The sequence below is a fragment of the Pseudomonas sp. P4_C3 genome, assembly GCF_056402075.1.
On record NZ_JBFUIC010000803.1, the window covers coordinates 1 to 549 of the forward strand.

Here is a 549-nt window from a genome sequence, read left to right on the forward strand (position 1 = left end):
AACGTCGGACATGAGCAATTAAATGTCCACGGTGGGGCATGCGCTTTGGGGCACCCGATTGGCGCGTCAGGCGCGCGCGTTGTTGTTACGTTGGTAAATGCCTTGAGGCAGAACACGCTAAAGCGTGGCATCGCTTCTGTGTGCATTGGTGGCGGCGAGTCGACCGCGATTGCTATCGAACTCCTCTCATAGAGGAGCGTTGACTGGCTGTAACAAGTCTCCCGCTGCGCCTCGAAAATCTTTTTTTGCGCAAAGGATTTGTCTGTGAACTACCGGCCCCTAATAGTTGATCATGTCGAAGGGGCTGGCTTGATCTCGCTTAACCGCCCAGTTGCGCTGAATGCGATCCACGCAACGCCTGGCCAGAAAGAAGGGATGCGAGCATTTGTGGAGAAACGCGCAGCTAAGTTTTGAGCGTCAGTGTCGCGAGTTTAACGCTGCAGAACCCAGGAGATACCGTGGCAGAGAAAGAACTGTATTGGGAAGACCTCACCCCAGGTAGAACTTGGACAGCCAAGCAATCAGTTCCTATCACAACGGAACAAATTT

1 pseudogene is annotated in these 549 nt (G+C 53.2%); it reads left to right on the forward strand.

What is annotated here, in order from left to right:
* Positions 1-192, forward strand: a pseudogene (locus AC1DVH_RS32545) (acetyl-CoA C-acetyltransferase); the annotation flags it as partial.
* Positions 193-549: the final 357 nt, after the last annotated feature.